Origin of the sequence: Streptococcus mitis (assembly GCF_000960005.1) — a bacterium.
GTDB classification, from domain to species: domain Bacteria; phylum Bacillota; class Bacilli; order Lactobacillales; family Streptococcaceae; genus Streptococcus; species Streptococcus mitis_CK.
In genome coordinates, this window is sequence record NZ_JYGP01000001.1 from 105,988 (window position 1) to 132,961 (window position 26,974).

24 protein-coding genes are annotated in these 26,974 nt (G+C 35.5%); 9 read left to right on the top strand and 15 right to left on the bottom strand.

The window, feature by feature from the left end; all coding sequences use genetic code 11:
* Positions 1 to 128 precede the first annotated feature (128 nt).
* On the bottom strand, positions 129 to 563 hold the full coding sequence (locus TZ90_RS00555; protein ID WP_045610891.1) for a sigma-70 RNA polymerase sigma factor region 4 domain-containing protein: 435 nt from the start codon (positions 561 to 563) through the stop codon (positions 129 to 131).
* 526 nt (positions 564 to 1,089) lie between these two features.
* Between TZ90_RS00555 and TZ90_RS00560 the strand changes: the two genes are divergently transcribed.
* The 5 genes from TZ90_RS00560 (at position 1,090) to TZ90_RS00580 (ending at position 11,904) form a co-directional block, all read left to right on the top strand.
* Positions 1,090 to 2,697 (top strand): type I restriction-modification system subunit M, encoded by a 1,608-nt coding sequence (locus tag TZ90_RS00560; protein ID WP_045610892.1) that lies wholly within the window; start codon positions 1,090 to 1,092, stop codon positions 2,695 to 2,697.
* Entirely contained in the window at positions 2,687 to 3,823 is a 1,137-nt protein-coding gene (locus TZ90_RS00565) for a restriction endonuclease subunit S (RefSeq protein ID WP_045610894.1), read from the top strand. The genes TZ90_RS00560 and TZ90_RS00565 overlap by 11 nt, the downstream gene beginning before the upstream one ends.
* Positions 3,816 to 6,950 (top strand): type I restriction endonuclease subunit R, encoded by a 3,135-nt coding sequence (locus tag TZ90_RS00570; protein ID WP_045610895.1) that lies wholly within the window; start codon positions 3,816 to 3,818, stop codon positions 6,948 to 6,950. Before TZ90_RS00565 ends, TZ90_RS00570 begins: the two co-directional genes overlap by 8 nt.
* Positions 6,951 to 6,965: 15 nt before the next feature.
* Complete coding sequence (locus TZ90_RS00575) at positions 6,966 to 8,801, top strand: ImmA/IrrE family metallo-endopeptidase (RefSeq protein WP_045610897.1); 1,836 nt, start codon at positions 6,966 to 6,968, stop codon at positions 8,799 to 8,801.
* Positions 8,802 to 9,033: 232 nt separating this feature from the next.
* Positions 9,034 to 11,904, top strand: coding sequence for an NACHT domain-containing protein (locus TZ90_RS00580; protein ID WP_045610898.1), 2,871 nt, complete (start codon positions 9,034 to 9,036; stop codon positions 11,902 to 11,904).
* 445 nt (positions 11,905 to 12,349) lie between these two features.
* Here TZ90_RS00580 and TZ90_RS00590 read toward each other — a convergent pair whose 3' ends face one another.
* The 11 genes from TZ90_RS00590 to TZ90_RS00640 form a co-directional block, all read right to left on the bottom strand.
* Positions 12,350 to 13,138 carry a hypothetical protein gene (locus TZ90_RS00590; RefSeq protein ID WP_045610904.1) on the bottom strand — a complete coding sequence of 263 codons (789 nt, stop codon included), beginning with the start codon at positions 13,136 to 13,138 and terminating at the stop codon, positions 12,350 to 12,352.
* A gap of 421 nt (positions 13,139 to 13,559) precedes the next feature.
* Positions 13,560 to 14,825, bottom strand: a complete 1,266-nt coding sequence (locus tag TZ90_RS00595; protein ID WP_004189477.1) for a tyrosine-type recombinase/integrase — start codon at positions 14,823 to 14,825, stop codon at positions 13,560 to 13,562.
* 89 nt (positions 14,826 to 14,914) lie between these two features.
* On the bottom strand, positions 14,915 to 15,163 hold the full coding sequence (locus TZ90_RS00600; protein WP_001058391.1) for a MerR family transcriptional regulator: 249 nt from the start codon (positions 15,161 to 15,163) through the stop codon (positions 14,915 to 14,917).
* Positions 15,156 to 15,761 carry a replication protein gene (locus tag TZ90_RS00605; protein ID WP_045610912.1) on the bottom strand — a complete coding sequence of 202 codons (606 nt, stop codon included), beginning with the start codon at positions 15,759 to 15,761 and terminating at the stop codon, positions 15,156 to 15,158. Before TZ90_RS00605 ends, TZ90_RS00600 begins: the two co-directional genes overlap by 8 nt.
* A gap of 205 nt (positions 15,762 to 15,966) precedes the next feature.
* The gene (locus tag TZ90_RS00610; protein ID WP_045610913.1) at positions 15,967 to 16,572 is read right to left on the bottom strand and encodes a hypothetical protein; all 606 of its coding nucleotides are present in this window, start codon (positions 16,570 to 16,572) and stop codon (positions 15,967 to 15,969) included.
* On the bottom strand, positions 16,569 to 17,669 hold the full coding sequence (locus tag TZ90_RS00615) for a P-loop NTPase family protein (protein WP_045610914.1): 1,101 nt from the start codon (positions 17,667 to 17,669) through the stop codon (positions 16,569 to 16,571). The genes TZ90_RS00610 and TZ90_RS00615 overlap by 4 nt, the downstream gene beginning before the upstream one ends.
* Entirely contained in the window at positions 17,669 to 17,989 is a 321-nt protein-coding gene (locus tag TZ90_RS00620; RefSeq protein WP_000874693.1) for a hypothetical protein, read from the bottom strand. The genes TZ90_RS00615 and TZ90_RS00620 overlap by 1 nt, the downstream gene beginning before the upstream one ends.
* 199 nt (positions 17,990 to 18,188) lie before the next feature.
* Complete coding sequence (locus TZ90_RS00625; protein ID WP_011837674.1) at positions 18,189 to 18,638, bottom strand: RNA polymerase sigma factor; 450 nt, start codon at positions 18,636 to 18,638, stop codon at positions 18,189 to 18,191.
* A gap of 319 nt (positions 18,639 to 18,957) precedes the next feature.
* Positions 18,958 to 20,373 (bottom strand): helix-turn-helix domain-containing protein, encoded by a 1,416-nt coding sequence (locus tag TZ90_RS00630; RefSeq protein WP_045610915.1) that lies wholly within the window; start codon positions 20,371 to 20,373, stop codon positions 18,958 to 18,960.
* Positions 20,374 to 20,423: 50 nt separating this feature from the next.
* The gene (gene cadX, locus TZ90_RS00635; protein ID WP_000711078.1) at positions 20,424 to 20,762 is read right to left on the bottom strand and encodes a Cd(II)/Zn(II)-sensing metalloregulatory transcriptional regulator CadX; all 339 of its coding nucleotides are present in this window, start codon (positions 20,760 to 20,762) and stop codon (positions 20,424 to 20,426) included.
* A gap of 11 nt (positions 20,763 to 20,773) precedes the next feature.
* Positions 20,774 to 21,388: a CadD family cadmium resistance transporter gene (locus TZ90_RS00640; protein WP_000615750.1), complete on the bottom strand. Its 615-nt coding sequence runs from the start codon at positions 21,386 to 21,388 to the stop codon at positions 20,774 to 20,776.
* A gap of 28 nt (positions 21,389 to 21,416) precedes the next feature.
* On the opposite strand from TZ90_RS00640, the gene TZ90_RS10455 reads away from it, so the two are divergent.
* Positions 21,417 to 21,602, top strand: coding sequence for a FanG protein (locus tag TZ90_RS10455; protein WP_080890695.1), 186 nt, complete (start codon positions 21,417 to 21,419; stop codon positions 21,600 to 21,602).
* Positions 21,603 to 21,680: 78 nt separating this feature from the next.
* Here TZ90_RS10455 and rpmG read toward each other — a convergent pair whose 3' ends face one another.
* Positions 21,681 to 21,830 carry a 50S ribosomal protein L33 gene (rpmG, locus tag TZ90_RS00645; protein ID WP_001265622.1) on the bottom strand — a complete coding sequence of 50 codons (150 nt, stop codon included), beginning with the start codon at positions 21,828 to 21,830 and terminating at the stop codon, positions 21,681 to 21,683.
* A 15-nt stretch (positions 21,831 to 21,845) separates the two neighbouring features.
* Positions 21,846 to 22,028 (bottom strand): 50S ribosomal protein L32, encoded by a 183-nt coding sequence (rpmF, locus tag TZ90_RS00650; protein WP_000290417.1) that lies wholly within the window; start codon positions 22,026 to 22,028, stop codon positions 21,846 to 21,848.
* 230 nt (positions 22,029 to 22,258) lie between these two features.
* Here rpmF and ilvD point away from each other — a divergent pair, with 230 nt between their 5' ends.
* Positions 22,259 to 23,962: a dihydroxy-acid dehydratase gene (ilvD, locus tag TZ90_RS00655; protein ID WP_000137346.1), complete on the top strand. Its 1,704-nt coding sequence runs from the start codon at positions 22,259 to 22,261 to the stop codon at positions 23,960 to 23,962.
* Between the two features lie 211 nt (positions 23,963 to 24,173).
* On the opposite strand, the gene TZ90_RS00660 is transcribed toward ilvD, so the two are convergent.
* Positions 24,174 to 24,515, bottom strand: coding sequence for a metal-sulfur cluster assembly factor (locus TZ90_RS00660; RefSeq protein WP_045610921.1), 342 nt, complete (start codon positions 24,513 to 24,515; stop codon positions 24,174 to 24,176).
* Between the two features lie 123 nt (positions 24,516 to 24,638).
* Between TZ90_RS00660 and TZ90_RS00665 the strand changes: the two genes are divergently transcribed.
* Together TZ90_RS00665 and TZ90_RS00670 are read left to right on the top strand one after the other, a co-directional pair.
* Positions 24,639 to 25,490, top strand: coding sequence for a helix-turn-helix domain-containing protein (locus TZ90_RS00665; RefSeq protein ID WP_045610922.1), 852 nt, complete (start codon positions 24,639 to 24,641; stop codon positions 25,488 to 25,490).
* A gap of 200 nt (positions 25,491 to 25,690) precedes the next feature.
* On the top strand, positions 25,691 to 26,938 hold the full coding sequence (locus TZ90_RS00670) for an MFS transporter (protein WP_045610924.1): 1,248 nt from the start codon (positions 25,691 to 25,693) through the stop codon (positions 26,936 to 26,938).
* Positions 26,939 to 26,974: the final 36 nt, after the last annotated feature.

The window sequence follows — 26,974 nt, forward strand, 5'->3', positions numbered from 1 at the left end:
CTGTGTAGGATTTAGACAATTTGCTCCTTTTTAGTCATGAGCTAGACTCTTGTTAGGTCATAATTTTTTACCTCCTTATCTATAAGGAGAAAAATTTTGAGATTTTGGTAATTTCTATGAAAAAAATTTTAGAAATATTTCCCGAGTTCTTCGTTTAAGAAATTGAGAGTAGCTTCGTAATGCTTTTGAATAGTTTTGTGACTCTTAAAAGAAGTTTCTTTAGTCAGTTGAGTAGCAGAAGTCCCATGGAGCACGATCTCTAATAAAATATGAAGTTCCTCTTCTGGGAGTTTAGATAGAGCATTGAATAGGAGCTCATTTCGCTCTTTAATAAGTAAATGTTCAATGGGGTTATAGGTGTTATCTGGATATAAATCTATTAATTCGATGTTTCTACCTTTATTCGAAAGGACTGCATCTAAACTTGTCACTCCGTAATAACGTTCTTTGCGTTCAAGGTTATCCATTGCTTGACTGAGCAGTTTATCAACTTCGCTCCAATTGTCACTCTTAACAGCATTTGCAATCTTGCGTTCACGTTTATCTTCGACTTTGTTAGTCATAAAGTTTCCTTTCCGTCCTAGGACGGAACAGAAACACAGTCGTTTGCCGAATTGAGTATGAAAAAATGCACACCAAAGAAACGGCGAAACAGTTGACACGGTCTACACCTAATGGTGTGACTATGTTCTGAGTTTCAATCCGTCCTTTGATGCGCATCAATCTAGGACTATAAAAATGATTTAGTCAAGATTTTCATCTTATGCTTACATTGTAGTTGATAATAACGACTTTTCCCATGACCTGCCAGTTCATGGTGTTTAGGACTGCCCTTAAGGGATTCATACAGGCTAGAGGTCAAAATATGGCTAATTATTTGATAAAACATGAACTTCTAGTTCATAAAACACGTAACTTTTTTTCAAAAACTTTTTTCACGTGATATAATAGTGATAAGAATTATTTGATTAGGAGAAACGATGTGATAGAGTCTAATAACACAGTACAGCACACCATAGAAGGTAGTCTCTACCTTTTTTCAACATGCAAAAAAACACCTTCACTGACTAAGAATGGAGGTGATTTTTAATGGCCAAAAAAATAGTTTCTAAAGAGACGACCCTAGAGCAGATTCTTTTTAATTGCCGTAATGCTTTGCGTGGAGCAGGCGGAACAGAAAAAAATCGTGATGCTGTTATTGGTTTGGTCTTTATAAAGTTTGCTAGCGATAAATTTGAAAATCGTCGTCAGGAAATTAGTCGTGAATATGCTAACAAACCTGAACTGGTGAAGATTTTAGCCGAGAAGAAAGACTCGTATACGTCGCAAAACGTATTCTATCTTGAACCAGAGAGTCGCTGGTCTTATCTTGTTCAAGAATCAAGCTCCAATGATATAGCTATTAAAATTGATACAGCTATGGCAACAATTGAAAAGGATAATCCCTCTCTAGAAGGTGCTCTTTTATCAAATTTTTATGCTGGTTTAGGTGCTGAGATTAGAACTTTAAAGAACTTGATTGATGAAATCAATAAGATTGACCAAAACAAGTTCCGTGAAGAAGACTTAATTGGACGAGTCTATGAATACTTCATGCAATCTTATGCAGTTGCGAGTACCAAAGAAGAGGGGGAGTTTTATACCCCACCTTCAGCAGTTAAATTGATTGCAGAACTGATTGAGCCATATTCTGGAAGAGTTTACGACCCAGCCTGTGGTTCAGGGGGAATGTTTGTTCAGTCTATGAAGTTTATCGAACAACATCATGGAAATAAGAAAAATATTTCTATCATTGGTCAAGAAAAGAACCCTGACACCCGTCGCTTGGCAAAAATGAACCTTGCGATTCGAGGGATTTCATATAATCTTGGGAATAAGCCTTATGGCGAAAGTTCAACTTTTACTGATGATCAGCATAAGGACATGAAGGTTGATTATATCATGGCTAATCCACCTTTTAACTTGAAGGATTGGCGTGGGGAAATGGAATTGCTAAATGATGCTCGTTGGGAAGGTTATAAAATTCCACCTGCTTCCAATGCCAACTATGCTTGGATTTTGCACATGTTGTCTAAATTAGACGTGATGGATGGGATTGCAGGATTTCTTCTGGCAAACGGTGCTTTGAATGCAGATGGTGTTGAGTATGAAATCCGTAAACAGCTCATCGAAAATGATAAAGTAGAGGCTATTATCGTCTTGCCTCGTGATATGTTTTACACCGTGGATTTGTCATGTACTCTTTGGATAATTAACAATAATAAAAAAAGTAGCAAAAAAAACGGTAGAGTACTACGAAATCGAGAAGAAGAGATTCTATTTTGTGATTTAAGACAATGGAATCAGAATATTGCACAATATACTATTCCTGGTTCAAAAACAACTCGTAAGAAAAAAGTAATCTTGACAGATGAACAAATTTCTAAAGTAAAATCGATTTATCAATCGTGGCAAACAGGCGAGGGTTATGAAGATGTAGCTGAATTATGCAAATCAGCAAGTCTTGAGGAGATTCGCGAAGCTAACTACTCACTTGCACCTTCAAAATATGTTGAATTTATTGACCATGACCTAGAAATTGATTATGAGAAAGAAATGGCTCGTATTCAAGCTGAAATGAAAGAAGTTTTGATGCTAGAAAAAGCCTCGCAAGCTAGCCTAGAAGAAGCCTTTAAGGGGATAGGGTATGAAGTATAAGTTGTTAAGGTTGATAGAGCCAATAGATGACAGGAATTCTGATGAAGAATATAGTTTATCAGATGTAAAGGGTATCTCTATTCAAAAAGTTTTTATAGAGACGAAAGCGAAAATGGATGGTGTGTCATTGAAACCGTATAAATTAGTCAAACCTGATTCGTTTGCTTATGTTACAGTCACATCACGAAATGGAGAGAAAATCACCCTTGCCTATAACGATACGGAGGATACCTACATTGTTTCGTCATCATATATTGTTTTTAAGGTAAAAGAACCAGAATTATTGTCCTCAGAATTCCTTTTTATGTACTTCAATCGTCCAGGGTTTGACCGTTTTGCACGTTACAATTCATGGGGTTCAGCACGTGAAACTTTCTCATGGGATGATATGTGTGATATTGAAATTGACCTTCCACCTCTATATATTCAAGAAAAGTATGTGGCAATTTATAAAGCCATGCTAGCCAATCAAAAAGCCTATGAGAACGGCTTGGAAGATTTGAAACTTACTTGCGACGGTTATTTTGATAAATTAAAGAAAGACCGTTCGTTGTATAAGAAGCTAGGTAATTTTATTGAAAAAAATGAGTTACGTAACATTGATAAAAAATTGAATAAAGAACATGTGAGAGGGATTTCTAATAAGAAGGAGTTTATTCTCACAAAAGCAGATATATCTAAAACTGACCTGTCAAAATTTTTGGTTATTCCTGAAAATTTCTTCGCATATAATAGTCGAACTGATGGACGGGATATGTTAGTGCTAGCTATAAATAAACTTGATGAACCAGTAATTGTCACATGGAACTATAATTCATTCAATATAATAGACAATAAGCTTAAGGAACTCAATCCAGACTTCTTATTTGCCTTTTTCAAAAGAGCAGAATTTGATAGATTAGTGAGATTTATGTCTTGGGGTTCATCTCAGGAACTGTTTTCATGGGACAGCTTATGCGATGTTAAAATCCCAGTGCCTAATATAGAAATCCAAAATTCTATTGCTCAATTATATAACGTTTATCTTGAGCGCAAACAAATCAATGAAAGACTTAAACAGCAGATTAAGGATATTTGTCCTATTTTGATTGCTGGAGCGATAAAGGAGGCGAATGCTAATGCCTAAATTTACCGAAGCTCAACTTGAAGAAGCCATTATTGAGCTATTTCAAGAACAGGGGTATGACTATATCAATGGTGATAAACTTCATCGCAAGTATGATGATATTCTACTTGAAGAAGATATGAGGGAGTTTCTGGACTATCGCTACTCAAATCTAACCGCTACAGAACTAGAAAAGGTCATCAATAAAATTAAGTATGTACCTAACGCTCCGCTTTATGTGGAGAACCGTGAAGCGTTTTATCTAGTAAATGAGGGATTTAACCTTGTTCGTGATGACTCAGCGCTAGCACTGATTCATATTGAATATATTGATTTTGAGAACCCAGAAAATAACATTTTTAAAGTCGTTAATCAATATACTGTTCAAGATGTACGTGAGCGCCGACCAGATCTGATTCTCTTTATCAATGGGATTCCTGTTGCCATTTTTGAGTTCAAAACAGCTATTCAGGAGACGACAACCGTCTATAATGCCTGGAAGCAAATTACCATTCGCTATAATAGGGATATTCCTTCGCTGATGAAGTATGCTTTCTTGTCAGTTATTTCTGATGGAGCTAATACCAAGTTGGGTTCTATCTTTACTCCTTATGAATACTACTATTCATGGAATAAGGCAAATGATGATGAGAAGGTATCTAACGGTATCTCTGCTCTTTTGACCATGATTCATGGAGCTTTTGCCAAAGATAGAGTGGTGGCTATTTTACGAGATTTCATCTACTATCCTGATTCTGATAAGAAGGATACAGCTATCGTGACACGCTATCCTCAGTTTTTTGCAGCTAACAAAATGTTGGAGAATATCAAGTTGCATTTGAAACCTCATGGAGACGGTAAGGGAGGTACTTACTTCGGTGCAACTGGTTCAGGTAAGACCAACACCATGCTTTTCTTGTCACGCTTGCTGGCAACACATGACCGAGAGACCTTTAAATCTCCGACAGTAGTTATATTAGTTGACCGTGAAGACCTAAGCGACCAAACCAGTAAACTTTTTGAAGGTTCAAAACGCTACTTGAAAACAGAAAAGGTCAAAACGATTGGTAGTCGTGCTGAACTTAAGCAAGAGCTATCTGTCAATGAAAGTGGAGGTGTTTACATTACCACGATTCAAAAATTTGAAGAGGCAACAGGATTGCTTTCAGAACGGACAAACATTATCTGTATTTCAGATGAGGCACATCGTACACAGACCAATGTTGGTTCTAAACTGAAGTATACAGATGTTGGTGTTGAAACTTCTTACGGATTTGCCAAGTATTTAAGAGATTCATTCCCAAATGCGACTTATGCTGGTTTCACAGGGACACCGATTGATGAAACGATACATGTTTTTGGTGAAGTTGTTGAATCTTACACGATGAAAGAATCAACAGATGATGGTATTACTGTTCGTATCTCCTATGAACCACGCTTGGCACGTGTTATCACGAATAAGGAACAGGTTGCTGAAATTGACAACTACTACAAAGAAGTTGAGGAGCAGGGTGCTAATATTGAGCAGATAGAGGCAAGTAAACGTACCATGTCTAAGGTGACACAAATTTTAAACCACCCAGACCGTATCCGAAAAGTAGCTATCGATATTGTTGAACATTATGAAAAGGTGGTTAGTGAAAAGCCTGAGATTGTTCAAAAAGCTATGATTGTCTGTTCGAATCGTGAGCATGCCTTTAACGTCTATCAAGCTCTAAAATCAGTTCGCTCAGACTGGTTTATCGCAAAGAAAACGTACCGTGATGACTTATCAAAGCAAGAACTAGAAAAGTTAGAATCTCTTCCTAAAGTCAACATAGTTGCAACTCGTAGCCAAGATGATGTCAAGGAGATGTATGAATTATTAGGAGATGCTAAACACCGTAAGATGTTAGACGCTCAATTTAAAAACAATGATTCAAACTTTCAAATTGTTATTGTGGTGGATATGTGGATTACTGGGTTTGATGTACCATCTCTTGCCGTCATGTATATTGATAAACCCCTTCAAAAGCATACCCTTATTCAGACGATTTCCCGTGTAAATCGTGTCTTTGAAGGGAAAGACCATGGTTTGGTAGTTGACTATATCGGAATCAAGCGAGCCATGTTAGAAGCCATCAAAACCTATGGTGGTGAGCAAGAAAGTCCGATTGATGAACTGGAGATTACCTTGAAGATTTTTAGAAATCAGTTGAGTTTAATTGATGAATTGCTGGTTAATTTTGATGCTTCAGACTTCTATCATGGTACGCCTGCAGAGAGATTGCTTTGCCTTAACAGAGGGGCAGAGTACGTCCAAAGACTTCACGACATGGAAGTACGTTTTATGTACCTGTCACGTCGAATGAAGTCTGCTTATGAGATTGTGTTTCCTTCTGGAGAGCTCACAGATGAGGAAACGGAGAAAGCTCAATTTTACATGGCAATTCGGTCAATTATTTATAAACAGACCAAAGGCAATGCACCAGATGCTGAGATGATGAACAAGCATGTTCAACAAATGATTGAGGACGCGATAGCTTCAACTGGTGTAGAGGATATTGTTAATAATGATAAGCAAGAGTTATTTGATGAAAGTTTCCTAGATGAACTTGATGCTTTAGAAATGCCAATCACTAAATTTAATGCTCTGCTTAGGCTGTTAAAACGTGCCATTGACCAGTACGGAGGAACCAACAAGGTTAAAGCTATTGAATTTTCAGAGAGACTAGATAGGGTTGTCGAAGCCTATAATAATAGAGATAGCCAAATCTTTGTATCTGAAGTGACGGCAGACTTTATCAATAGTCTTTCAGATGAAATCATGAAGATTTTGAAAGACCTTCAAATTGATATGGATTCTTTCAAAGATTTAGGGATATCATATGAAGAAAAAGCCTTCTATGATATCCTTATCAAGGTTCGTGACGAACATGAGTTTGAATATGCTGATGACAAATGTGTTGATTTGGCTAAAGCTATTAAAGAGTTAGTTGATGATAAAGCACGGTATACAGACTGGTCAAGTCGTGAAGATATTAAGAGTCAGTTGAACATGGATTTAACAATCTTACTATACGAAAATGGCTATCCACCGCAATGGAATGATGAAATCTTTGAACAAGTGCTTGGACAAGCTGAGAACTTCAAAAAGACCACAAACTGATACCTCGGAGGATATATGGCTTCAATTTCAAAATATGTAGAAGAGTATTACTTTGATGAGGTATCTAGAGCAGGAATTAATTATTTCTTACAGAATGTTATTGATTTAGGAGTTTCAGATGGTGAGCTAACAGAGACGATTACTGTTGAGTACAGTGAAATAAAAAATGTTTATGCTGGGAAGAGAGAAGATGATTTAATAGATATCGATGTTATATTGACCATTTTTGCAGAAGTTTCCTATCTTACTGACTTTGATTCAATTGATACTAAGAAACAGATTAGTTGGTTACGTATTTCATGTAGTGCACGTGTATATGATGGACTTAAAGATTTTCAAATCCAAGCTGTTACTCCATACAAGAGGGGGAGTTTGAGTCTTTTCGAACATCCTTTGACTGATGAATTAGTACCATTTTTATGGAAAGATAAGTTAGAAGATACAGCAGAAGCAATTTTGACGTTGTATTATCCAGAAGTACTTCAGACCCCCATGAAAATTAATCCATATACTCTAGCTAAAATATTAGGATTAAGGATTGAGTTTAGAGAAATTACCCATGACACTTCTATTTTTGGAAGGATTTATTTTGAGAATGACACGAAGCAAGGAATATCTGAGAGGACTATCGTTATTGATAGTAATCTAGGAGCAATTAGACCACCAGGGACTATCAATAATACTATTATTCATGAATGTTTGCATTGGATTTTACACCGATATTCAGTGGAATTGGAGAAGGGTTCTGCTGATATCATAGCACAGATTTCAACAACTGAGGAAGTCGTTGAAACTGATTGGATGGAGTGGCAAGTATGTAGTCTCGCTCCAAAAATTATGATGCCTAAAGACATGGCTAAACAATTTCTCAAAGTGAAATTTGCTGAGTTAAAAGCAACCAGACAGGTTAAGTCAAAGATAGATGTCATTGAAGATTTAATTAAAGCCACAGCGAATTATTTTGGAGTGACTATTATAGCAGCTCAAAAACGCTTGGCAGAATTCGGGATAGAAGAGGCTAGAGGAGTATTTAATTATGTTGATGGTCGCTATGTTCCAGCCCATTCTTGGCAAGAAGGTTTTCTAGGAGTTGACCAAACATTTTCAATAGGGCTAAAGGATTTGTCAAAATTACTTTTCGAACATCAATCCGTTAAAAATAGATTAACAGAAGGTGGGCTAATCTATATTGACTCTCATATTTGTTTGAACGAACCAAAATATGTAGTTTTATCTGAAGATGATATTCCTAAGATGACCTACTATGCTCGAACACATATGGATGAGTGTTGTCTTGTTTTTGAAAAAATAAATCATAATCAAAGCTCTTCAAGAGTAACATTTATCAATGTTTTGAATAATTCAGCTGAACTGAGTATCACTCCATCTTTCAAGTATCCAGCTAATGATAGGAATTTAGATATAGAGTCTAGAGCGCGGTTACTAAGTGAATTAAGTTCGGAGTTGAGTCAAGCCTTAAGGGAATTACCGTATGATTTTGGTAGTGCGTTAAATTATCTAAGGAAATATCGAAAATTGACCAATCAGTCTCTATCGGACTTATCCCTATTATCTGTAGAATATATTTCTAAACTTCAAAACAATCATATCAAAGAACCGTCTGTTCAAACTGTTGTAGCGTTATGTATAGCCATGTCACTTCATTTTCAACTGAGTGATGAATTATTAAAGCGGGCTGGTAGAAGTTTGCGCTCATTGTCTACGGATGAAGATATGCTCTATAATCTTATGATTTTGAGTTCTTCCGACTATACTGTGGAGGATTGTAATCAAATATTACTTGAAAACAATTTACCACCATTGACTATAAAAAAAGATTCTAGCATTTAAGCTAGAGTCTTTTGTATGTCCAAATTTCTCAGTTTAGAAATCTCCTAATGTAGCTAGTCGAACTCTCAACCTTCTTTTAACCACAAATCAAGAAATTATCTTGTACTGAATGGAACAATGAGAAAAATTATGTGATGTACTTGAATGTAATCTAGATGACATTTTAAATATGAATTAAACGAGAAGAGAATTTTATCCTTATGTTATAATTAAATATGAAAGGATTTCGTATATGGTAGTTATTTTGTCATTAATGGAAAATCTATTAGTAGAGCAACTAGGAAATTACTTTAATGGACTTATAGGTAAAATAAAATTAAGATTCGTTATAAAAAGGCTAAAGAACGAAGTTGAAGTGTTAATATTAAAGCAATATGGAGACAGGGAATATTATCTAGATTTTGATAGATTTTTAATTGAACAGAATGTTCTTGAAAAAATAATAAAAAATTTTCTTAACCAAGATGTTTTACAATCGAAAACAATAAATCAATCAGTAGATTTTTACATGAATTTATTTGTTGAAAAATACCCTAAGTATAAATTATATAATATTGAGTTAAAGCAGATTATTCAAAAATATTTTGAAATCATATTTAAACAACTTAATAAAATAAGCACCGCGGAATCACAGGTACTATGTCGGACTATTAAGGAAATTGTTGATGGTATAGAAAGGCAGTTGCAGTACTTAACAGATATAGTGGATGATAATAATTCATTATTAAAACAGATTGTAAGTGGAAATTTTAGAACACGCTCCTATATTAAAACCCTATTAACAACATCAGGTGATTCATCTGTTCAGTCCGACTATTTTGAACGTTATCTATTTCAAGATAGAGAAGGGGGTAAAGAGAGAGATTCATTAGATATCCTTTTACAACATCATAAAGTTGTATTAATTGGAGAAGCAGGATTTGGAAAAACTTTTGAAACCTTTAAGCTTATAAATCAATTATGTGCAAAATATTCTGATTATCAACTAATTCCTATTTATATTCCATTAATAGAGTATGAGGATGGTTTAGTAACATTATTCGATATTATTCAGTCGAAAATAGCCCCTTTCTGTGAAGGAAATTCTAAAGGAGCTATTAATCAACTATTTGTTAATAATAAATTGGCATTGTTCTTCGACGGCATTGATGATATTATTGATGAGAAAAAGAGATTGAAATTTTTTTCTGAAGCAAATCAATTAATGATACAATATAATCAAAATTTTTTCTTTTTCACAACACGAGATAATCGATATAGGCATGAGCTTGGAGAAGAAAAGAGTTTCTTTCTAACAAACCTTTCCGATAGTATAATTCAAAGTGGTTTAATTAGACTTTGGGGGTATAGCAAGCTTTCTAAAGCGTATCTTGAACTGTTTAGGAACCCTTTATTGTATAAAATTGGTAAGACTATTCTGATTGATAGACAGAATAAAGAGTTACTTAATAGAACCCAAATTTTTACAGAGTATTTCGAAAAGAATTATCGCTACAAAAATAGTTATTCAGAATTATCCCTGCATGAAACATTAAATCTTTTTGGCAAATTTTCTTATGAGAATTTTAATCAATCTAGTTTTACATACAGTGAAGTAGATAAAATAATAAGTGCTTATCCAGTTTCTACACCAAATAAAAGAAATCTAATTGATTATTTTATAAATTTTGGAATTTTTTGTACTTCAGATAGAATTACTTTTTCTCATAAGCTATTTAAGGAGTTTTGTGCTGCATACTATATTACAAATAACCTAATAGTTTCATCAGATACAGCACTTCTCGAAAAACTTATCCATAATGAAGAATGGCGGGAAGTAGTCATTTTTATCTCTGGATTATTTTCAACCATTGAAGAACAGGATAAATTTTTAGATTTTGTTCTACAACATAACTTTCCTCTCTATGTTGAATGTGTTAACTCTAAAAATGATTTATTGAGTAGTGATGGGATTACAGATTTCTCTAAGGAAGATAATGTAGAAAGAATATTATCAGAGATTCACAAAACCTATAAATTTATAGTAGAAAACTATTTCTCCCCTATATCAGAGCAATTTGAACCATTTATCACGGAAAATCATAAATTGAAATCTAAAATAGGAATTGCTGGAGGTATGGTAGAAAACACCCTTTATTATTGGTTTGATATCGTGGATAAAGATGTTCCAGACGTAAAAATTGTCAGCGCTGAATTGTTGAGTCAAGCGAGTCAAGAATATCAGGCTACTATCTTTTTAAAAACGACTCGAATGGTTCAGCGTAGTACAAACTTAGAATTATCAGGCCTTGTCGGAGATAGTGGTAGAAAAATAGCAATAGATATTATTAAAAACAATCTGAAAACTATTTTAGAAAAGAAATCATTACCTGCAAGTAATTATATTTTATGTGAACTTTTGAAAGAAATAAAAAATAAATTATCTTGGCTTAAAGATATTGATGAAATCCCTTTGATGAGTAAAGAGGTTAGAAAAAGGATAGATGAAGCCCTTGAAGATTGTCCGGAAGTTTTAAGCTATACAACATCGGAAGGAGTAGAATTGTTTAGTTTAAATAAATTGCTATCTATTTTACTACATTCTGGTGTGGATTATAGGAGTTCTATCATACCTGGTCGTGATAGAGAATATTCAGAATCAAATGGCTTAACAATAAACTTATATTCTACGAAAAGAAAAATAGAAATAGTTGAAACATTTTTTAATTTCGCTGAAGTGAGTTATCTGGAAATGGTGAAATATAACTTTCCTAAAATTTATAGATATTTTTCAAAGTTTCAAGATATGCCGTACAAATTACTTATCACTTACAAAGATGATGAAAGTAATTCGTGGATAGGATATTATCACGTAGCATATTCAGGAGATAAAAATTTAGTTGAAGTATCTCATAGTGATTCGTTTAAGAATTATGAAGAAGCATATGATGAAATAATACAAAGTTACAGTTTGTTAAATAGAGTTCCTAAAGATATTTCTACTCATGAGAGTACTTTCTCAAATCTTTTATTCTCAAGAAATATTAGTAAAAATACTCCATTAAGTGATTATGTCCATAAAGAGATAAAGAACAGTTTAGAGGAGATTTTTGGAAAAATCTGAAGTGTTTTTGAAGAGAGACTTATTAATCAATGAGGTTTCTAGTGTCTTGAAAGAGGATATCTATGCATTATTATCTTTTGCTGTAGGGCTTTCGTACTATGGTTTGCCCCATTTTATAGGCTTTTCCAGAATTTCTACGTTTATAATAATCTTCATTTTAGATTTTATTATTAGGATGATTATTATTCGATTTAGATTATCTTTACCAAATATGGAGTACAAAGATAGAGGAAAGTATTTAATTAATCGTAGGAATGTTGATTAGACACTAAATGAAAGAAGTTAATAAAGTAGTCATTAACATTCTAAAACGCATAATATCAGGTGTGTCAAAAACTTGGTATTATGCGTTTTATATTGAAATCATTTGATTAATTTTCTACAGAGATTGAATATCACTAATCCATTCTTTTTAGATTCAAAAGAGCAAGCATTTTAAATGATTTTAATTTGGGAAAACATTTAATAATTTTGAATGGGTTAATACTCCATTGTAATAGTAACCGTTTTTATCAATTTTAGCAACAAATGCTAACTTAGCAGAAACAGCTTTATTCCTAGAATTTTCTAATTGTAGTTCTTTTTCGTTGGGAATGAATCTTAATTTTTCTTCTAAGAAAACAAAAATTTTTTTCGGTATTTTTAGGCTACAGAGGTATTTATTGCTTTCATCATCACGAAAAATTCTTAAATAAAAATCATTAAATTTGTTTTTTACAAGAAATAATTTACATTTTCCATAGTACATTACTAGGTAGTCTTTTTCTTCCATTTCCCTTAATTGTAATGATCTTCTAGGTAAATATTTTCTAATGATAGTTTTATTTGAATCTGTATTTTTACAAGGACAATATTCGTTAGCGTTTTGAATTGAATTTTGATTTAAAAGTGTGATAGGACTTGAAGGAGCATCTTCCAGGATACGTTCTAACATACGTTCAGCTGAGGTAGGATTAATTGATTCGTAGAAAATTTGTAGTTCTTTTTTGCTTGCTACTGATAGTAGATACTCGCATGTTTTGTCATGAGTTGATTTTGGATATGCTGACAAGAAAATTCCATTGTTATTTTCTTTTATAGCTAGTTGTACCTTGTGACAATCAGGGCAAAGTAGCTTGCCTTTGTACTTTTCTCTTGTATGAAACTTGTCTTGATAAAACTCTGTTTCTAGTTCATGGAGCTCTAGGTAATGTTTGTTGTAAAGACAACATTGGTATTTATTTGTTTCAGACATAGTAATTCCTTTCTATTTGTATATCAGTAGTATACTTATGTTTATTATTGTTATTGTTGTTAATGTTACAGGAAATCCAAAGAACTAGAAGGGGACTAATTAGTGGAAGTTAAAAATTAAAATTAAAAAGGCTCTAGCCAATATGACTAGAGCCTTTTCTATATATCCGAACATCTAATTTATTTCACAAAAAATGTAGTCAAAAATGTAGTCATTCGGTTGATTTTTATTGCAATACATTGAAATTTGAAAATTCAAGAATTGCATTAAATCAAGGTTTTTCCGTTTCTACTGAAACGTAATGACCTATTATTTAACTTCTGTAAGAGTTAAATAATTTCTATTTTAGCTGTTAGAAACGTTGGTACATCAATGTTTCTAGAATGCTACCTAATAAAAGGTAGAGTGAATGGTAGAGTAGTTATTGCGTTAGCTCAGCAATCTTTTCAAGATAAATCCCCACAGCTTCTAACTTTCGTTGTGGTGCTAATTCAGCGTAAGTATCCATTGTAGTTGAAATTGATTTATGTCCCATTCTGACTTGAAGTTCTTTCCAATTTGTGCCAGCGTTGAGCAACATTGAAGCATGAGTATGTCGGAACAAATGGAAACCATAGTTTGGTAATCCAAGACCTACTAACCTTTTCTTAAGAGTTGTTCTCTCGTTTCTATCACACATATAGTTGCCATAGATTGTAGGGAAAATCAGTTTTGTTCTATGTCTGTTGTGCAATTCAAGATACAAGTTCATTTCGTGGTGGAAATCTCTGAGTTTTTCTATTATGGGGAGAGGGACAGGGACAGAGCGATTTCCTGCATCAGTTTTTGGTGTAGCTTTACAGATAACTTCCCCTTTTGTCCCATCTTTTTTATTTGCGGTTTTCCACATCAATGTTTTACTGACATTAATAGAAGAATTTTCAAAATCTAGGTCATCAATCGTCAACGCAAGTAGTTCATTTATTCGCAAAGCGGAGGCTAATAAAGTATTACAAATTAACTTAAATCTACGATTGGCTCTATTGTTATCTAAACTTTCAAGATAATTAAGCCATATTACAAGACTATCATCATGTAATACCATGATGCGTTGCTTATTTGATTTTGGCTTAGGTGGTATCTTAACAGAGCTAACAGGATTAGTGATTAGTCCATAGTTTGTAATTCCATAGTCAAAAATATCTTTCAACTTATGGATAACAGCACCAAAATCTTTAGCACTACCTTTATCAGCACGCTTTATACCAGATTCAATGGACTCTTTTGATTTCTTTGCCAAACCATTTAACCAAAGCTGGATATCCGCAGATTCAATTTTATCTGGTTTGTAATCTCCAAATTTAGGGATAATATAATTATCAAGATAACCTCTTACTCTGTTCAGAGTATTATGTGAGTTGACCCAGGTCTTATATGATTTAAACCATTCTTCAGCTAAATCTTCCAGTGTATCAATGACGATAACTTTTTCTCGTGTTGAGCCATTTTTTTCAAATTCTAGTCGTGCTTGAATGATTGCTCTATCTAACTGTTTTAGTGTCTTAGCTGTAATGGTAGTAGTGACTTGCTTACCAGTTTTGATATCTTTTCCCAGAAATGCCCCCTTCAAAGTGTATGAGATGGACTTATCTTTTTTGATTTTTTTAATGACTTTTTTGCCATTATGAATAATTGTTTCAGTTTCCATATTTGCCTTTCTTCATGGATATTGAAGTAGGCTAAAATAGTTACCACTCTTTCTTTTAGATAGAACTATTTTAGCAAAAATTTTCAGAATTAGGATTGTAAAAAGTTGATAATATCATCTAGTAGATAGAAGACGGTTCGAGTTCCCTCTATAGGAGGTTCTAATCTTTTTAATCCTTTTTGTTCCCAAGTTTTTAATGTGTTTGGGGAGATATTTAGCTGTTTTAGCAATTCTCGCTGTTGTATTATCTTTAGTGGTATGTTCTGTTCTTTGATTTGAATGAGTTTGATAAGTGTTTGCAATAGTTGTTCAATTTGTTCTAATTTTTCGTTATTCATTATTCTCTTTCTCCTCTGTGTTTGAATTATGGAGTCGATTAGGATTGTATCTTCGTGAATCTAGGTATTTGGCGAAGAAATATGTACGTTCAATAATGAGTCCTAATAAATTGGTATTGTTTGCTCGGGCATACCAGACCAATTCTTCAAATTCGGTAAAGTCGTTCTCTTCGATAATATCAACTACTTCATGTATAAAATCCGAGGAGTTCATCTCCATCAAGAATTTTTCTAAATTAAAGCCACAACCGACTTCAATATCCTCAATGTTGTAGGGGGTCTTATCTGGATTTTCCGCATGGGTAAAGTAGTCAAATAAACCAGTGGGAGACATAACTACCTCCACATGTGCTGGACCGTTTAGTTTGTCACTGATGATATTTGATACTTGTGAATAGCTTTTCAGTGAATCAAAGAAGAAAGCACCGTGTTTGTGCGATTTCTTGAACTCTCCCGTCTGTCTATTAATATCCTTATCGTGCCAAGGACTAAGAATAAACGGAATATGGAGTTCCTCTAATATATTCAAGTAGTTCTCTGGTGCGCTTTCCTCGTAGAAGAGAAACGTCCATTTGGTTGAGCGCTGTTCTTTTGCCATAGGCAGTTACCTCATTTCTTTTGGGTTCTATTACTAAGGAGAAATGACAGGTCGTATGCAAAGTTTTTTTGAAAAAATTGAATTTTTTGTGATTATTGATTATTGACCTATTGGGGGTCGTAGTAACCCCAATAGGTCATGATAGAAAAGAATATAAAAAGGGGCTGTCTGGCTTTTGCTTAACGCAAGCCACAGCCCCAAGGGATTAACGTTTTTGTCCAGTGAACCACAATTGGTTACGAACTCGAATAGGAGAGGAGAAATAATAGTCTGCGTGTTGGCTGACGATTTCTTCTTTTAATTGTGCTTCCATCTCTTTTAGGATTTTTTGCCCTTGTTGGTCTCTAGGGACTTTTAGAAAAATAGTGATGGTATCTTTTCGTATATCTACAATACACTTGCGAACAGCTCGGTTAAATCCTTTATGGATTGGATTGATGGTGGTAACGGTCTGGTGTTCAAGGTTGCTTATCTTCTGTACTCGTTCACGCTGAAACAGGAAGTGTCGCAACAGGAAAGTGTGATAGACAGATTGGATATAGTTCCGAAGACTATCTGTTTTCAACCGTTGTATTATCTCTAATCCAGTCAATAGTAAGGTAAGTAGTAGTGAAATAAGAGCGAATTTGTGACTTACAGAACTAATGGTATCAGTAATGTTTTTAACTGAATCTAGGTTGACAAATGAGATGTTGGCTAATTGGACGGAAAGAAAATTGAATAGCCAGCCGAAGACAGAGCAGATAGGAGTAGAGAGAACCAAATATAGTATAAGATTGAAACTTCTTATAAAGTAGTTTTTTGTGGTCATAGGATACCTCGCTTAGTGTAGTAGGTTGGACAGAGTAGGGGCAGAACTTGGTAGGGGTGTTCATTGTCGATAACTTGGATGATACCTGTACCATGTCCTGTTGGAATGACAATCCCCTCTGGATCGAGGTCAGGAAATAAAAATTGAGTAGTTTTCTGATTGATATTTCCAATTTGTAACAATACGTTTAGCTGTTCCCTTACTGAAATTGGGATAGTATTGTGGTCAAAACGCTGACTTACTAAAAATAGATGGATTTTGGTAGCACGTCCTAACAAGGCAATCTGTGAGAGTAAGGAGAAAAATGCTTCTTTGATATTCTTATTGACTCCCTCTGATAGAGCTAGGACTTCATCAATAACAATAGTTAGATGGGTAAATTGATGGTTGGGATTATCATACAAGATAGCTTGTCGTTTTTGAATGAGATTTGCACATTGACTTAATTGTTCGTTGACCTGTGATACAAAATCAGATTTTGAACGGTTTTCGACAGGGTGGATAACGGAAATATGATTTTCTCTTGCCCAACGACTTGGGGTATCAAATTTCGGGTCAATGATAATCAAGTCAGACATATGCTTCAGTACACTCAAGAAGTAAGTGAGAGCATACGATTTCCCAGAACCTGAATTTCCAGCAATAGCCCAGTGATTGACCTTGTCTAAATTTAGTTCAAAGTGCTTCATGATAGGGATTTTCCCATGTGGCAATCTGGCTGAAAACTTATCCAAATCAGGAATCGCTAAACGTTCTGAAATCCCTCTTTTCCAAGGGAAGAATAAACCACGTTGAATGTGTAAGTCATCTGTGTCTAGAGGGACAAAATAGGTAGCATTTTGTTTTAGAAGCGTATATTGTGGGTAAAGTGAAGCATTGGCAATCAGAAAGATTTTCTTGTATAAGTCGTCATCGAGGATATAAGCGCACGGTAGGCGAGGGACAAAGACAAAGCCGTCTTCTTGAATAATGACGTTAAAAGAATTAGTATAGCTGGTTTCCCCCTGCATTAAAGCCCCTAGAGCCATGTTTAGGCTCTGGAGCAGGTAAGATTGCAGGAAAGATTGGTTCAGCACATCACGAGATTGTGAGGTCATTACCGAACCTCCTTGATACCATTTGCTTTGAAGTAAACGTTATATTTTACTTCGCAGGCTTGTAGGGTGTCAAATTGAATCATGGATTGAAACGCTGGAAGCTCAATCGTATCTTCGAATTTTACTTGGAAAGGGTCTTGCCCTTCCTGTACAAACCATGCTTTATAGGCTACGATTTCTCCTGTTGGTTTTCCTTCTTCAAACCGTTGTTGTGGTTCAAGTTCGGTACTAAGTGAGTAAATCGGTTGTTTTTGACTGATAATTTTATCAGCCAATGTAGTTGTATAACCACCTTTTGTTGTTTTCATTTTAAACGCCATAGGGTTGTTCCTCCTTTATTATTGAGAAATAATACGAATGAGACTTGCTCGGTTTTGGTCGTGAGCTGGACGTAGTTGCTCTAGTTATGTATCACCTCCTTATTACTAAGGAGAATGAGACAACCAAACGCAAAGTTATTTGTTAAATTTTTAATTTTTTTATAAAAAATCCAGTGACAGAGACACTGGATTTGAGGTATTAGCGATAACTTTTTAATAAAGGAGCTAATTTTTTTAGTGCTTTACAATAATGAGATTTGACAGTTACATCACTCATTTTCTTGTAATGTTCAGTGATATAGCGAGCCGTTTCTTTATAGCTTGAACCTTGTTCCGCTATCATTTCAACAATCTTACTGTCAATTTCTGATAGGGATGCTTTAGCTTCACGAATAGCTTGTCTTAACTCCGCTAGGATTAAAGCTTCTTCGGGATTCAAATCAGAACTTGCAACTACTTCATAGCGTTCACGTCGTTTACCGTCATTACGAGATATGCTTTCTTCCATACTTCGTTTATGGTGGTATCGGTCACGCCGTTCTGCATTACTTTGTTCTTGTTGAAGCAAACGAGTTACTTCATTCCAATTTTTAGCTTTAATAGCTTCTTTGATTTTACGCTCACGGCGTTCTTGTACTTTATTGCTCATAATGATGAGCTCCTTTCCGTCCTTGGACAGAAGGAAACAAAATGAGCAAATATTGAACGCTGAGTATGCTAAAAGGCACAACAAAGAAACAGCGAAACAATTCTATGCAAGACATGACCTTTATCGTCATATCATCATATTTGTTTCAATCTGTCCTTTGATGGCCATCAATTTGGACTATTAAAATTTTTATCAAGAGTTTTTCTTGATATATTCAGTATAAGGCATAATGTTCTTTTATTTTTTACTTCTTTTTTTACTTCAATAAACTAATTTGTAAAACGAAGTGCAAAAAAAAACTAGGCGATTCACCTAGTTTTTAAAGAGCAAATTTTCGTATCTCTTCTTCGCTTAATAGTTTAATAAATGCTTGTTGAACTCTATCTAAAGCCGAAGCCATTGCGAGTAATTCCTCGTTTAATTGTTCTTGGAAATAGTATGTTACTTGTGTATTATTCGTCAATAATCCCTCAATATAGCGAGTGACATTTGTATTATCTAAATTGATATCATAGAGTTCAACTAAATCAACAAGGTCGATGTCGTTTATTCCCTGAGAGGCAATTTTTTCAATACGTTTCTTATCCTCTAGTGAAAATCTTGTTGGCTCTAATTGAATAGTGTGCCTTTCTTGAATTGGTCTTGTTGCATAAGGGTTGGAAACCCAACTGATAATTTCATCAAAAGTTCTTTCCTCAGTCCTTTCTATATCATTGGATTGATAAATATTAATGCCTAGATTTGCCAACTCTTCTTTAGAATATTTTTGATATAACTCTGTGATATCCTTACCTTGACTGAGTAATTTCATACAGTCCTCAGATATCTGTTTGAATTTTACTCCATCTATTTGTTGACCACCAGTCATACTAAACGAAGAGGTTGTTCTTCCTTTTTGAGAAATAACTAACGGGACGGATGTAAGGTAAGATTTTGGAATATTCTCTTTATACATTCTTTCTAATATATCATTTACCATAAATCCGATATTAAACAAGGGATTTTCTTTGAGTTTTTTTATTAGATTAGGGATAATTTCTGTCGAAACATTATCATACCACCATTTATTGATGAGAGGATCAATGTTTTCTTGCCTAAATGTTGAGGGTATGTCATTTCCGCCTAATTCAAATAGGATACCACAGACATTAACTTCAAATGATTTAATTAAATTATCCCCTAACATCAACCAAAGAATATCAAACATTTCTTCAAAATCAATGACAGTCAATTCATTGATGGTACGGGTTCTAAAACTTCTAGCGGGGTTATAACTTTTTCCACCAACCCATACGTCAATGTCATCTTTCTTGTGAAAAGTATCCATTTCAGTTTCAGTAGAAATCATAAATCTTTTTCTTTGAATATTGAAATTTGCAAATGTCTTGGCAATACTTAGACAACTTGATTGGATTGAAATTAAATCATCACTCATGAAAGAATATAGTTTTTCATCTACAGCCTCTAAATCTCTATATAAAATAGAACTGAAAAAATAATGAAACAGATTCTCAATAAACTCATCTAACTCTCCAAAAACGATATACGTATAGCTCGAAGCGGTTAGAGCATTTAAATAAACTAACATCGAACTCGTAATTGGTCGCTTACCACTTTCAACTTGACTAACTTGACCTGCATTGCCTAGTTCGCTTTGTGTAATATTGTATTTTTTTCTTAAATTTTTGATACGAGTAGGTATTTCTTGTGAAAAATTTTCTTCAAAAAATTTCATATATAATCCCCCTATAATCATGGAAAAGTAGAAAGTAGTAAAAATAGTTGTTATCCTAGTTGATTAAAAAAATCTCTGATTTCCTCATCTTTTATAAAATAATATATAATTTTCCCCTCTCTTCTAGTGTCCAAGATGTTTTGATTGGCTAGTTTACGAAGATGGTGGGAGGCAGATGCCATACTGAGATTTAATAAACAGGCTATATCGCAGACACAGAGTTCTTCGACGGCAAGGAGATAAAAGATGATATTTATCTGTTTATTATCGGTAAATTTTGATAAAATGCGAAGTGATTTTTGGACTTTTTCCTTTTCAAGGTAGTTCGTTGCGGTTGTAACATTTTGTTGATTTATAACATCCACTTGACAGATACTATCTTTTTTCATAATATTTTCTCCTAGCCTAATATAGTCCATAGTATGTCAAAACTGTTATTTTCAATCAGGATATATATCCCCAATCCTAAATAAACAACGGCAATAAACCATCTGCTATATTTTTCCAAAATTTCTCCAACAGAAGAGACTTGTGCCAATTTTTGGGCAGAAAAAACCAAGAGATAAATCATGACTAGAAAGGTAAGTAAAGCTACTATCAAATTTGCTAAATTTAAGGTAGTAAAATATGGAACAAAGACACCAATATTGTCAGCACCACAACTTGCAAAAGTAATCATAGCGACTAGAAATATCAGGTTTTTATTATCTTTGCGCAAACCTTCTTTGGCAATAGCTTCTCCATCAGAATCTCCTAAAAGCAAAACTTTGAGACCTAGGAAAATTGGAATCAAACCGAGTAAACCTAAAATCTCTTTACTAGGAATATAATTTAAGACAAATGCAAAAAGCAAACTTAGCAATATTAGACTAACAGAGCCTAGAAATTGTCCTAAATAGATGTTAATGATGTCTTTTCTGCTTTTTCTTTTGGCAAAAAATAACATTAGGATAATAAGTAAGTCTACGGCTGTCCCAGAATACAGTATTATTGAAGTAACAACATTTTGAATCATAAAACACCTCATTCAAATATATTTTTGAATGTATTTTAACATTAAACTTTGTAGATGTCAACTTAAAATTAACCAAAATATAGATAAGGCGTTAGTGTACCAAATATTAAAAAGCCCTGCCATCGAAATGATAGCAGGGCTTAACTTCAATATCCAGATGATATATTTATCTAAAAAAGGTAGAGTAAAAGGTAGAGTTTTTATTGATTTGTAGTGCGATATAATGAGTTTCAAAAAATCAAAAATCACTTTAAATCAATATTTTGACGTCTATTGACGTGTACTGGAACCCTTACTTCACCTCTGTAAACACAACGTGTTTGCGAAGTTTTGGTGAGTATTTCTTCAATTGAAGACGGTCTGGAGTGTTACGTTTGTTTTTAGAAGTAAGGTACAAGCGTTCACCAGATTCTTTGTGTTCAAGTGTAATATTTACGCGCATGGTATCTCCCTTCTATTATTCAGCTGATGCAGCTTTAGCGATTTTACGTCCTTTGTAGTATCCTTTAAGTGATACACGGTGAGAACGTGAGTAATCTCCAGTAGTTTCGTCAAAGTTTACAGATGGAGCTGTTACTTTGTAGTGTGTACGACGTTTGTTTTTCTTCGCTTTTGAAGTGCGACGTGCAGGTACTGCCATTTTGATTTCTCCTTTAGGTATTTATATTCGATTCAATCTACTGATTTTCATCAACCATATTAGAATAACACATTTTTTTTGTAAAGTAAAGTTACTTGACAAAAAAAGATGAAAAAATTAGAAGCTATCCAATCTAATTAATCGAAATTTTCTGAAAATTCAAGAATTTTCTTCTGTTCATTGCTTTTAAAATGTGCTATAATAGTAAAAACTGAAATGGGAGGGAACAAATGACTGAATTAGATAAACGTCACCGCAGTAGCATTTATGATAGTATGGTAAAATCACCAAACCGTGCCATGCTTCGTGCGACTGGTATGACAGATAAGGACTTTGAGACACCGATTGTGGGAGTGATTTCGACTTGGGCGGAAAATACGCCATGTAACATTCACTTGCATGATTTTGGGAAATTAGCTAAAGAAGGTGTCAAATCGGCAGGTGCTTGGCCTGTGCAGTTTGGGACTATCACTGTAGCGGACGGGATTGCCATGGGAACGCCTGGTATGCGTTTCTCTTTGACATCTCGTGATATCATTGCGGACTCAATCGAGGCAGCTATGGGTGGTCACAACGTGGATGCCTTCGTCGCTATCGGTGGCTGTGACAAGAACATGCCGGGTTCTATGATTGCCATTGCCAATATGGATATCCCAGCTATTTTCGCCTATGGTGGAACCATTGCACCGGGAAATCTTGATGGCAAAGACATCGACTTGGTTTCTGTTTTTGAGGGGATCGGAAAATGGAACCACGGTGACATGACGGCTGAGGACGTAAAACGTCTTGAATGTAATGCCTGCCCTGGCCCTGGTGGCTGTGGTGGTATGTATACTGCTAATACAATGGCGACTGCTATTGAAGTTCTCGGTATGAGTTTACCAGGGTCTTCATCTCACCCAGCGGAATCAGCTGATAAGAAAGAAGATATCGAAGCAGCAGGACGTGCTGTTGTCAAGATGTTGGAGCTCGGTCTCAAGCCATCAGATATCTTGACTCGTGAAGCCTTTGAAGATGCTATCACTGTAACCATGGCTCTCGGTGGTTCTACAAACGCCACTCTTCACTTGCTTGCCATTGCCCATGCTGCCAATGTTGACTTGTCTCTTGAGGACTTCAATACGATTCAAGAGCGTGTGCCTCACTTGGCCGACTTGAAACCATCTGGTCAGTATGTCTTCCAAGACCTCTACGAAGTCGGTGGTGTGCCTGCGGTTATGAGATACCTCTTGGCAAATGGTTTCCTTCATGGAGACCGCATTACATGTACTGGTAAGACTGTAGCTGAAAACTTGGCTGACTTTGCAGACCTTACACCAGGTCAAAAAGTTATCATGCCACTTGAAAATCCAAAACGTGCAGACGGTCCGCTTATCATCTTGAACGGGAACCTTGCCCCTGATGGTGCGGTTGCTAAAGTATCAGGTGTTAAAGTGCGTCGTCACGTTGGTCCAGCTAAGGTCTTTGACTCAGAAGAAGATGCGATTCAGGCCGTTCTGACAGATGAAATCGTTGATGGCGATGTAGTCGTTGTTCGTTTCGTTGGACCTAAAGGTGGTCCTGGTATGCCTGAGATGCTGTCACTTTCATCAATGATCGTTGGTAAAGGTCAGGGAGATAAGGTTGCCCTCTTGACAGACGGACGTTTCTCTGGTGGTACTTATGGTCTGGTTGTTGGACATATCGCTCCTGAAGCTCAGGATGGTGGACCAATTGCTTACCTCCGTACAGGCGATATCGTTACGGTTGACCAAGATACCAAAGAAATTTCCATGGCCGTATCCGAAGAAGAACTTGAAAAACGCAAGGCAGAAACAACCTTGCCACCGCTTTACAGTCGTGGTGTCCTTGGTAAATACGCCCATATCGTATCATCTGCTTCACGCGGAGCCGTGACAGACTTCTGGAATATGGACAAGTCAGGTAAAAAATAAACTTAAAAAGCAAGCCGAGATTGGCTTGCTTCTTTTCATCTCCAAAAGTGATTTGCCTGCTTATACTCAATAAAAATCGAAGAGCAAACTAGAAAGCTAGGCGCAGGTTGCTCAAAACACTGTTTTGAGGTTGTGGATAGAACTGACGAAGTCAGTAATCGTACTACGACAAGCCGACGCTGACGTGGTTTGAAGAGATTTTTGAAGAGTATTAACGAGGTGGCAGTCCAAGGGCAATGCGGCCGTAGCGACTGATTCGTGTAATCTTCCAGGCAGGCGACCAGGTAACTTCAACCTTGACATCTTCGATACCCTCGATTTGTTTCAGACCTGCCACGATTTCGATAGGCAAGCTTTCGGCGCAATCGCAGGCGGTGTCGGTGAAGGTCATGACAATCTTACAGAGGCCTGTTTCGTCTAGATTAATTTCATAAATCAATCCTAGATTGTACACATCCAATTCCACATCTGTATCAAAAACCTTCTCTAGTTTTTCGATAATTTGTTCTTGCAAGGCCAAAGCACGGTCATTGATTTTGATATCGTCTCTCATTACAGTCCCTCCACGTGATAAATATCCTCTATTTTCTCATAATTCTGACAATTTGGCAAGTTTTTGATGAATTTTCTGAAAAATATGATAAAATGAAGAAAATACGGAATCAAGGGGAAGACTATGGAGCAGATTGGAAAAGTCTTTAGACAATTACGAGAGTCAAGAAATATCTCGCTAAGACAAGCAACTGGGGGACAATTTTCGCCGTCTATGTTATCTCGCTTTGAAACAGGTCAGAGTGAGCTTTCGGTGGAAAAGTTTCTATTTGCACTAGAAAATATATCTACCAGTGTGGAGGAAATCCTCTTTCTGGCGAGAGGTTTTCAGTATGATACAGATTCTGAGTTGAGAAAAGAAATCATAGATGTCTTGGATCCAAAGAATATAGCTCCGCTTGAGGACTTGTATCGCAGGGAGTATCAAAAGCATGCCCATTCTCAAAACAAACAGAAACATATTCTAAATGCCATTATTATCAAGTCTTATATGAAGAGCATGGATGAAAGGGTGGAGTTAACAGCAGAGGAAGGAAAAGTCCTTCATGATTACCTGTTTTCTACCGAGATTTGGGGAATCTATGAACTCAATTTATTTTCAGTCAGTTCACAATTTCTATCTGTTTCTCTTTTCACTAGGTATGTTAGAGAGATGGTACGAAAATCTGATTTTCTAATGGAAATGTCTGGAAACCGAAACCTGTTTCACACTATACTATTGAATGGTTTTTTAGCTAGCATTGAGTGTGAAGAATTTACCAATGCCTCTTATTTTAAACGTGTCATCGAAGAGCATTTCTACAATGAAAATGAAACCTATTTCCGAATTGTCTATTTGTGGGCGGAAGGTCTCTTTGATAGCAAGCAAGGCAGAGTCAAGGAAGGGCGAAAAAAGATGGAGGATGCTGTCCGTATTTTTGAGATGCTTGGCTGTAACAAATCTGCTGAATACTATAGAAAAACCCCCGATTATTGAATATCTGCAAACTAAGAAAATAAGTTGAAATTTGAAGCGATAGAACTGTTGGGCTCTCTCGTGTCACTGGAGGGATTCTATCGTTTCTTTTTGCTCATTTTATTTGTTGCATATATTCAAAAGTTTTTCCTCTAAAATTTCTAAGTGCTATACTATAGTCATACTTCACATAAAACTTCGAACAAGAAGGGAGATTACCTATGAAACTATTGTTCAGAAATCAAGCTTATCGTCTCTTGACTTTGTCACGCTTCTTCAATGCTTTTGGTGCTTCGATTTTCAATCTGGTCTTTATCGTCTATGCATCGACCTTGTCACAAGCATCTTTTGCTGTTGCTATGGCGAATATTGTCATGCTTCTTCCGACTCTCTTTACAGTTTTTGTAGGGATTCGGGCAGATTACACGAGGGACAAGGTCAAATGGATGGTCTATAGTGGTTTGTTTCAGGCGGTTTTATTTTTTCTAGCAGCCCTAGTTGTTCAGCAAGCTAGTCTCTTTGCCTTTTCTAGCCTGTGTTTAATCAATGTCATTAGCGATGTCATCAGTGATTTTGCTGGTGGTTTGCGCATGCCTCTTATTAAGGAAAAAGTAGCTGAAGATGATCTGATGGAGGCTTATTCTTTTTCCCAGTTCATCACCTATATTTCAGCCATTGGTGGTCAAGCTTTCGGAGTCTGGCTCTTAGGGCTATCGGTCAATAATTTTTCTCTCGTTGCGGGAATCAATGCCTGTTTTTTCCTAGTATCAGCCGTTATCCTCTTTTTAGGAAAAAGCAAATTGAGACTGTCGATTTCATCCGCTGATGGTGAATCACTAAAAAATGAGAAGCTTTCTATCAAAGAGCAGTTCCTAACAATTTACCGAAATTTACGCCTTGTTTTTCTTAAAGGTGGACAGAAAAACTTTGGTTTCATGATCTTTGCTGTCTTGCTTATCAATGCCTTAGGTGGCGCTCTAGGAAGCGTTTATAACATCTTCTTTTTGAGCCATTCTCTCTTGAATTTTTCTTACACAGAGGCACTATTTATCGAGCAAGTCTGTGTTTTATTAGCAATTATCATCAGTAGCCTTACGGGAAATGATTATTTTGGGAAGCAGTCCTTGCCTAGATTGATGATGTGGGTGACATTAGGAGTCAGTCTAGTTGGTCTGGCTAACTTATTCAATCAAGTCGTGCTTGGTTTGCTATTTCTCTGTTCAACTCTGTATGTGTCTGGTAAAGTTCCACCAAAGATTAATGCCATGCTCCTGAAAAATCTAGCTCCAGAGGTTCTAGCTCGTACCAGTAATTTTTTGGGTTTATTGTTTACCTTATCAGTACCTCTTGGTACAGCCTGTTTTTCACTTGTAGCTGTATGGAATATACAGTTGACTTGGATGCTATTTGTTGGTCTCTCCTTGATAGCTATTCTTTTGACAATCCTTAATCTCAAAAATGATATCTAATACTCTTCGAAAATCAAATTCAAACCATGTCAACGT